The sequence below is a fragment of the Craurococcus roseus genome (genome assembly GCF_039523795.1).
Classification (GTDB): domain Bacteria; phylum Pseudomonadota; class Alphaproteobacteria; order Acetobacterales; family Acetobacteraceae; genus Craurococcus; species Craurococcus roseus.
This window is the reverse complement of the sequence record NZ_BAAAFZ010000019.1, coordinates 116,638-123,073: the sequence shown is the minus strand read 5'-3', so window position 1 is coordinate 123,073 and position 6,436 is coordinate 116,638. Positions and strand designations below refer to the sequence as shown.

Annotated in this window: 6 protein-coding genes and 1 pseudogene; 2 read left to right on the top strand and 5 right to left on the bottom strand. The window is 74.7% G+C overall.

Features of this window, described 5'->3' with window-relative positions:
* Together ABD067_RS09005 and cydD are read right to left on the bottom strand one after the other, a co-directional pair.
* Positions 1-742, bottom strand: a pseudogene (locus ABD067_RS09005) (thiol reductant ABC exporter subunit CydC); the annotation flags it as partial.
* Between the two features lie 11 nt (positions 743-753).
* Positions 754-2,406, bottom strand: coding sequence for a thiol reductant ABC exporter subunit CydD (gene cydD / locus ABD067_RS09000; protein ID WP_343894905.1), 1,653 nt, complete (start codon positions 2,404-2,406; stop codon positions 754-756).
* A gap of 164 nt (positions 2,407-2,570) precedes the next feature.
* Between cydD and ABD067_RS08995 the strand changes: the two genes are divergently transcribed.
* Positions 2,571-3,110, top strand: a complete 540-nt coding sequence (locus ABD067_RS08995) for a lipocalin family protein (protein ID WP_343894904.1) — start codon at positions 2,571-2,573, stop codon at positions 3,108-3,110.
* Between the two features lie 68 nt (positions 3,111-3,178).
* Positions 3,179-3,625: a PaaI family thioesterase gene (locus ABD067_RS08990; RefSeq protein ID WP_343894903.1), complete on the top strand. Its 447-nt coding sequence runs from the start codon at positions 3,179-3,181 to the stop codon at positions 3,623-3,625.
* Here the strand turns inward: ABD067_RS08990 and serS are convergent.
* Genes serS through tatB form a run of 3 tightly spaced genes read right to left on the bottom strand, consistent with a single transcriptional unit; the run spans position 3,622 to position 6,271 of the window.
* A complete protein-coding gene (serS, locus tag ABD067_RS08985) occupies positions 3,622-4,893 on the bottom strand; it encodes a serine--tRNA ligase (protein WP_343894902.1) in 1,272 nt (423 codons plus the stop codon). The two genes, ABD067_RS08990 and serS, sit on opposite strands and share 4 nt — an antisense overlap.
* The gene (gene tatC / locus ABD067_RS08980; RefSeq protein ID WP_343894901.1) at positions 4,893-5,693 is read right to left on the bottom strand and encodes a twin-arginine translocase subunit TatC; all 801 of its coding nucleotides are present in this window, start codon (positions 5,691-5,693) and stop codon (positions 4,893-4,895) included. The genes serS and tatC overlap by 1 nt, the downstream gene beginning before the upstream one ends.
* A gap of 11 nt (positions 5,694-5,704) precedes the next feature.
* Positions 5,705-6,271, bottom strand: coding sequence for a Sec-independent protein translocase protein TatB (gene tatB / locus ABD067_RS08975; RefSeq protein WP_343894900.1), 567 nt, complete (start codon positions 6,269-6,271; stop codon positions 5,705-5,707).
* Positions 6,272-6,436 lie beyond the last annotated feature (165 nt).

The window sequence follows — 6,436 nt, the reverse complement described above, 5'->3', positions numbered from 1 at the left end:
GCGCCGCCCGCCGCGCCACCTCGCGCCGCCCGCTGTCGAGCGCCGCCGCTTCGCGTTCGAGGGCGGCGCCCGCGCGGCCCTCGGCGTTGGCGGCCAGCGTGTCCTCCAAACCCGTCAACGGGTCCACCGCGGCGGCGCGCAGGCGCCCCTGCGCCACGGCCGCCTCGCCCGCCCCGCGCGCGGCGGCGGGCGCCAGGGCGAACGGCAGCAGCAGCGCGACCAGCAGCGGCACAACGGCCAGGAGGGCCAGGACGGGCTCCGTCGCCAAGAACAGCGTCGCCACGAGGACCACCGCCAGCGCGGCCAAGGCGGGCAGGATGGTGCGTAGGTAAAGGCCGTCCAAAGCTTCCACGTCGGCGACCAAGCGGCCGAGCAGGTCGCCCGAGCTCCGCCCGCCCACCCCGGCCGGCATGCGCTCCGCCAAGCGGCGGAAGAACCAGATTCGCAGGTCGGCGAGCGCGCGGAAGGTGGCGGCGTGGCTCACCATCCGCTCCACCCAACGCGCCGCCGGGCGCAGGAACACCAACGGCCGCAGGAGCAGAAGCGCGACGCCGCCCGCCCCGAACGCGGCGGCCGCCGCCGTGCCCTGCGAGGACGCCGCCCGCTCCGCCACGCCCTGCCCGGCCAGCAGCAGCAGCGACAGTCCGAGCAGCGTCGAACCGGCAGCCGTGGCTGCGCCCAGCGCGAGCCAGCCGACCCGGCCGCGCCACAACCGCAACACCCGGAAAAGGTCGCGCGCCATCGCCCCCATCGTCACGCGCCCTGCTGCGCTTGCCGCGCCGCGCCGCCGGCGGCGCGGCCGTCCTCCATCGGCAGCACGCGCCCCCAGCCCCCGTGCGCGAGCGCGGCGGAGTGGGTGGCGATGACGGCGGTCCGGCCGAGGCAGAGGCGGCGGAGGCTTTCCACCACCTCCGCTTCCGTGCCGGGGTCGAGGTGCGCGGTGGGCTCGTCCAGCAGGACGAGCGGTGCGTCCCGCAGGAAGGCGCGGGCGAGCGCCACCCGCTGCGCCTGGCCGCCGGACAGGCCCCAGCCGCCTTCGCCGAGCATCGTGTCGAGGCCCTGCGGCAAGGATCGGGCGAAGTCCGCCACGCGCGCGGCCTGCGCCGCCTCGTCCACCGCCGCGTCCGTTGCGTCGGGCCGCGCCAAGCGGATGTTCTCGCGCAGTGTCGCGCGGAAGAGGTGCGGGCGCTGCCCGACATAGGCCGACAGGCGCCGCAGTTCGGACGGGCGCAGCGCCGTCGCGTCCCGGCCGTTGATCGCCACCCGGCCGCCGTCCGGCCGGGCGAAGCCCATCAGGAGGCGCAGCACGGAGGTCTTGCCGGCGCCGGAGGGTCCTGCCAGCACCAGGGTTTCCCCGGCGTTGACGCGGAAGGTGAGCCCGTCCAGCGCCGGGGCGCGGGCCGGGTCGGGCACCAGCCGCACGTCGGAAAAGGCGACCACGACGCGGCGCGGCACCTCGTCCAGCAGCAGGCCCGGCGCGGCGGGCGTTCCGGAGGCCGGCGGCAGCAGCGCGGCCAGCGCGGCGGCCGCGCCTTCCGCCGAAAGGCGTTCGTGGTAGGCCGCGGAAAAGGCGCGCAGCGGGGCGAAGAAGCTCGGCACCAGCAGCAGCGCGAAGACCGCCGCGGTCGGGTCGGCGCCGCCGAGCCGCGCCGCGTGGTGCCAGGCGAGCAGGCCGATGGAGAGCGCGGCGAGCAGCTCCAGCGCCGAGGTGGACAGGAAGGCCAGGCGCAGCACGCGCAGCGTCCGGGCGCGCAGCTCGTCCGCCGCGGCGCCCAGCGCCTCGGCCTCCGCCTCCTGCCGGTTGAACAAAACCAGGGTGTTCAGGCCGCGCAATCGGTCCAGGAAGCGGCCGGACAGGCGCTGCAAGGAGTCGAACTGCGCCCGGCTGGCCTGCGCCGCGCCGATGCCGGACAGGGCCATCGCAAGCGGGTACAGCAGCCCCGCTCCGAGCAGCACGGTGAAGGCGGCGAGGTCGGTGGCGAGGGCGGCGCAGAGCACAACGGCCGGCCCCAGCGCCGCCAGGGACGCCGCCGGGAGCCAGCGCGCGAAGTAGCCGTCCAACGCCTCCACCCGGTCCACCACCAGGGTCGCGCGCTCGCCCACGCCCCGCGGGTCCAGCGGCCCGAGTTCGAACAACCGCGCCAGGGCCGCGCCGCGCAACCGCGCCCGCGCCGCTTCGCCGGCCGCGATCTGCGCGCGTTCCTGCGCGTAGGCCGAGGCGGCGCCGCCCAGGGCCAAGGCCGCGGCGGCCGCCAGTTCGGGCCACCCCGCGCCCGGCCAGCCGAGCAGGGCGGACAGCAGCCGCGCGACGAACCACGCGCCCGCGACGCCGCAAACCGCGGCGGCGAGGCCGAGCAGAACGGGGCGCAGCACCTGCCCGCGGAGGGCGCGCGTTTCCCCACGCAACAATGCACGCGCCGCGCCGGCGTCGCCGGCCGCGGAGGAGGAGTCCATCCCGGCTGTGTAGCACGCGCCCCGCGCCCGTCACGACAGGGATCGCGCCGGACCGCCTTGACGCCCGGCGGCGGGGGTGGACTGTGCCGGGCAGAGAAGGCCGGATCGGAGGGACGATGCCCCGCACCCTGCTCGCGCTCCTCCTGGCGGTCGCCGCCGGCTGCGCCGCCACGCCGCCGGCGGACGCGCCCCGCACGGTGCAAGCGGTGGACCTCGGGCGGTACGCCGGGGTCTGGTACGAGGTCGCGCGCTTCCCCAACCGGTTCCAGGACGGGTCCGGCGTTTCCTGCGCCGACACCACCGCCACCTACACGCCCCGGCCGGACGGGCGGGTCGGCGTGGTCAACCGCTGCCGCAACGCCGCGGCGGGCGGCGCGGAACGGGTCGCGGAGGGCCGGGCCTACGCGGTCGAGGGCAGCGGGAACGCGCGGCTCCGGGTGAGCTTCTTCTGGCCGTTCTACGGCGACTATTGGGTGCTCGGCCTCGCGCCCGACTACCGTTGGGCCGTGGTGGGCGACCCGCGGCGGGAGTACTTGTGGATATTGTCGCGCGTGCCGGTGATGGCGGCGGACGACTACGCCGCGGCGCTGGCGGTCGCGCGCCGCGAAGGGTTCGACACCGGCCGGCTGCTCCGGACGCCGCGCCTCGGCGCGTGACCGCGGCGCCCTTGCCTCGCGCCCCCGATCGCGGCACGGCTTCCGGCCTCGACGCTCCCAGGACCCGCATGGCCGATTCCCCACCCCTGCCGCCGAAGCGGCGCTGCTCGCCCGCCGAAATCCAGGCCATCGTCCACGTCGGGGTGCCGATCGCCGCCGCCTGGGGCGTCGAGGTGCTGGAGGCCGCTGGCGGCCGCGCCGCGGTGCGCCTGCCCTTCCGCCCGGACCTGCTGCGGCCGGGCGGCACCGTGTCCGGCCCGGCGCTGATGGGGCTGGCCGACGTGGCGATGTGGGCGGCGCTGCTCGGCGTGACGGGCGGCAAGGACGAGAGCGTCACCTCCACCATGACCGTGAACTTCCTGCGCCCCTTCGCGCCCGGCCCGGTGGTGGCCGAGGCGCGGCTGCTCAAGCGCGGCAAGCGCATGGTGTTCGGCGAGGTGCTGCTGCGGGCGGAGTCGAGCGAGGAGGTGTCGGCGCACGTCACCACGAGCTGGGTGGTGATCGCGCCCGCTTAAGGCCCGATCCGCTCGGTCCCGCCCATCCAGGGACGCAGCGCCTCGGGCACGGCGACCGAGCCGTCCGCCCGCTGGTGCGTCTCCACCACGGCGATCAGCGCGCGGCCGACCGCTACGCCGCTGCCGTTGAGGGTGTGGACGAAGGCGGTGCCCTTGCCCTCGGCCGGCCGGAAGCGCGCGCCCATGCGCCGCGCCTGGAAGTCGCGGCAGTTGGAACAGGAGGAGATCTCCCGCCACGCCCCCTGTCCTGGCAGCCACACCTCCAGGTCGTGGGTGCGGGCGGCGGAAAAGCCGGTGTCGCCGGCGGAAAGGACCACGCGGCGCCAGGTCAGGCCGAGTTCGGTCAGCACCCGTTCGGCGCACCCGGTCATGCGCTCGTGCTCGGCCGCGCTGTCCTCCGGGCGCGTGACGGAGACCAGTTCGACCTTCTGGAACTGGTGCTGCCGCAGCATCCCGCGGGTGTCGCGCCCGGCGCTGCCGGCCTCCGAGCGGAAGCAGGGCGAAAGCGCGGTGAAGCGGAGCGGCAGCGCCGACTCGGCGAGGATCTCGCCGGCGGCGAGGTTGGTCAGCGGCACCTCGGCGGTGGGGATGAGCCAGCGCCCGTCGGTGGTGCGGAACAGGTCGTCGGCGAACTTCGGGAGCTGGCCGGTGCCGTACATGGCAGCGTCGTTCACCAGCAGCGGCACTGAATTCTCGGTGTAGCCGTGCTCCCGCGTGTGGAGGTCCAGCATCCACTGGCCCAACGCCCGCTCCAGCCGCGCCAGCCCGCCGCGCAGCACGGTGAAGCGGCTGCCGGCGAGCTTGGCGGCGCCGGCAAAATCCATGAGGCCGAGCGCCTCGCCGATCTCGAAGTGCTGGCGCGGCTTGAAATCGAACCGAGGCGGGTCGCCGTGCTCGCGCAGGACGACGTTGGCCGACTCGTCGGCGCCGTCCGGCACCTCGAGGTCGAGGAGGTTGGGCAGGGCTTCGAGCAGCGCCGTTTGCGCCCGCTCGGCGGCGGCGGCTTCGGCTTCCAGCCCTTCCATCTCGGCCCGGAGCGCCGTGGCTTCGGCTTCCAGCGCGGAGGTGTCGCCTCCGCCGCGCTTGCCCTGGCCGATCTCGCGCGCGAGGGCGTTGCGGCGCGCCTGCTTGGCTTCCAGCGCCGTTTGCGCGGCACGGCGGCGCACGTCCTCGGCCAGCACGGCCCCCGACGCGGGCGGCAGGCCGCGGCGCGCCAGGGCGGCGTCGAAGGCGGCGGGGTCGGCGCGGATGGCGCGGACGTCGTGCATCAGCCTTTCGCCTCGGCATCCGGCGGGGGCTTCGGCGCCATCCAAGTGGCCGCGACGATGGAGATTTCGTAGAGCAGGATCAGCGGCACGGCCAAACCGATCTGGCTGATGATGTCGGGCGGGGTGAGGATCGCGGCGGCCACGAACATGCCGACGATGGCGTACCGGCGGCCCTTCCTGAGTTGGTCCACGCTCAGGATGCCGACCCGGCACAGCAGGGTCAGCAGCACCGGGAGCTGGAAGGCGATCCCGAAGGCCAGGATCATGTGCATGACGAGCGAAAGGTACTCGTCCACCTTGGCTTCGAGCTGGATCGGGATGCCGCCGGAGCCGGGCACCGTCTCGAAAGAGATGAAGAAGCGCCAGGCGAGCGGGAAGATGAAGTAGTAGGCCAGCGCCGCGCCCAGGATGAACAGGAAGGGCGACACGAGCAGGAAGGGCAGCACCGCGCGTTTCTCGCTGCGGTACAGCCCCGGCGCCACGAACAGCCAGAGCTGCGTCGCCCAGACCGGGAAGGTGAAGAAGGCGGCGCCGAAGAAGGCGACCTTCAGGTAGGTGAAGAACGCCTCGTAGAGCGCGGTGTAGATCATCCGCCGCTCGCCGCCGCCCTGCTCGGCCAGTATGTCGGCCAAGGGCTGGGCGAGGAAGGCGTAGATCTCCTTCGAGAAGAAGTAGCAGGCGGCGAAGGCGATCCCGAAGGCCACGATCGAGTACAGCAGCCGCTGGCGGAGTTCCAGCAGGTGGTCGATCAACGGCATCGGCTTGTCGTCGATCGGGTCGTCCTCGTCGCCGCGGGGCATGGCCGAGGTGCTCACGTGCGGTGCACGACGGGCGCCGGCGCGGCGGGTGCGGTCGCGGGGGGACCGGACGGCGGCGGCTCGGCCGACGCGGCGCCGGCGGGCTCAGGCGCGGCCGCCGGCACGGTGGAGGGTTCGGGCGGGCCGAAGGGCGCCGGCGTCGCCGCGGCCGCGTCCGGGGGCGGGATGAAGGCCGGCGCCGCGTCGGTGCCTTGAGGGCCCGGGTCGCCGGCGCCTGCCGGGGCGGACGCGCCCTCCAGGGAGGCGGCCGGCGGCGGCGTGTAGGTGTCCCGGAGCGGGTCGTCGAAGGAGCGGCGGAGCGAGCCGTCCTTGTCTACCGTCTTCTCGAACTCGTCGCGGACGTTGAAATTCCGGATGTCGTGGATTTGCTGGCGCAGCTCGTCGAGATTCGCCTCGCGCACCAGCTCGTCCGCCTGGGACCGGAATTCGCCGGCCATGCGCCGCAACTTCTGGATGCCGCGCGCCACCCCGCGCACCGCCTCGGGCAGGTCCTTCGGGCCTATGACGACGAGCGCCACCACGGCGATCAGCGCTATTTCGGACCAAGCGAGGTCTAGCATGGTGTCTCCGCCCGCGTTCGCCTTCGGTTGTGCAACGAGTCGAGTGCCGGAGCGATCGGGGCGCACGCGGGGCGGCTTCCGTTAGCAGGAAGCCGCCCCGCCATCCAGAGCGGTGACGCGCCGAAGGACCGGTTCCCGCCGCGGAATCGGCCGGTGGCGATTCGT

Bases quoted from the DNA above. Each gene is read 5' to 3' on its own strand.
- tatB (WP_343894900.1), bottom strand. From the start codon at position 6,271: ATGCTAGACCTCGCTTGGTCCGAAATAGCGCTGATCGCCGTGGTGGCG.
- ABD067_RS08995 (WP_343894904.1), top strand. From the start codon at position 2,571: ATGCCCCGCACCCTGCTCGCGCTCCTCCTGGCGGTCGCCGCCGGCTGC.
- tatC (WP_343894901.1), bottom strand. From the start codon at position 5,693: ATGCCCCGCGGCGACGAGGACGACCCGATCGACGACAAGCCGATGCCG.
- serS (WP_343894902.1), bottom strand. From the start codon at position 4,893: ATGCACGACGTCCGCGCCATCCGCGCCGACCCCGCCGCCTTCGACGCC.
- ABD067_RS08990 (WP_343894903.1), top strand. From the start codon at position 3,179: ATGGCCGATTCCCCACCCCTGCCGCCGAAGCGGCGCTGCTCGCCCGCC.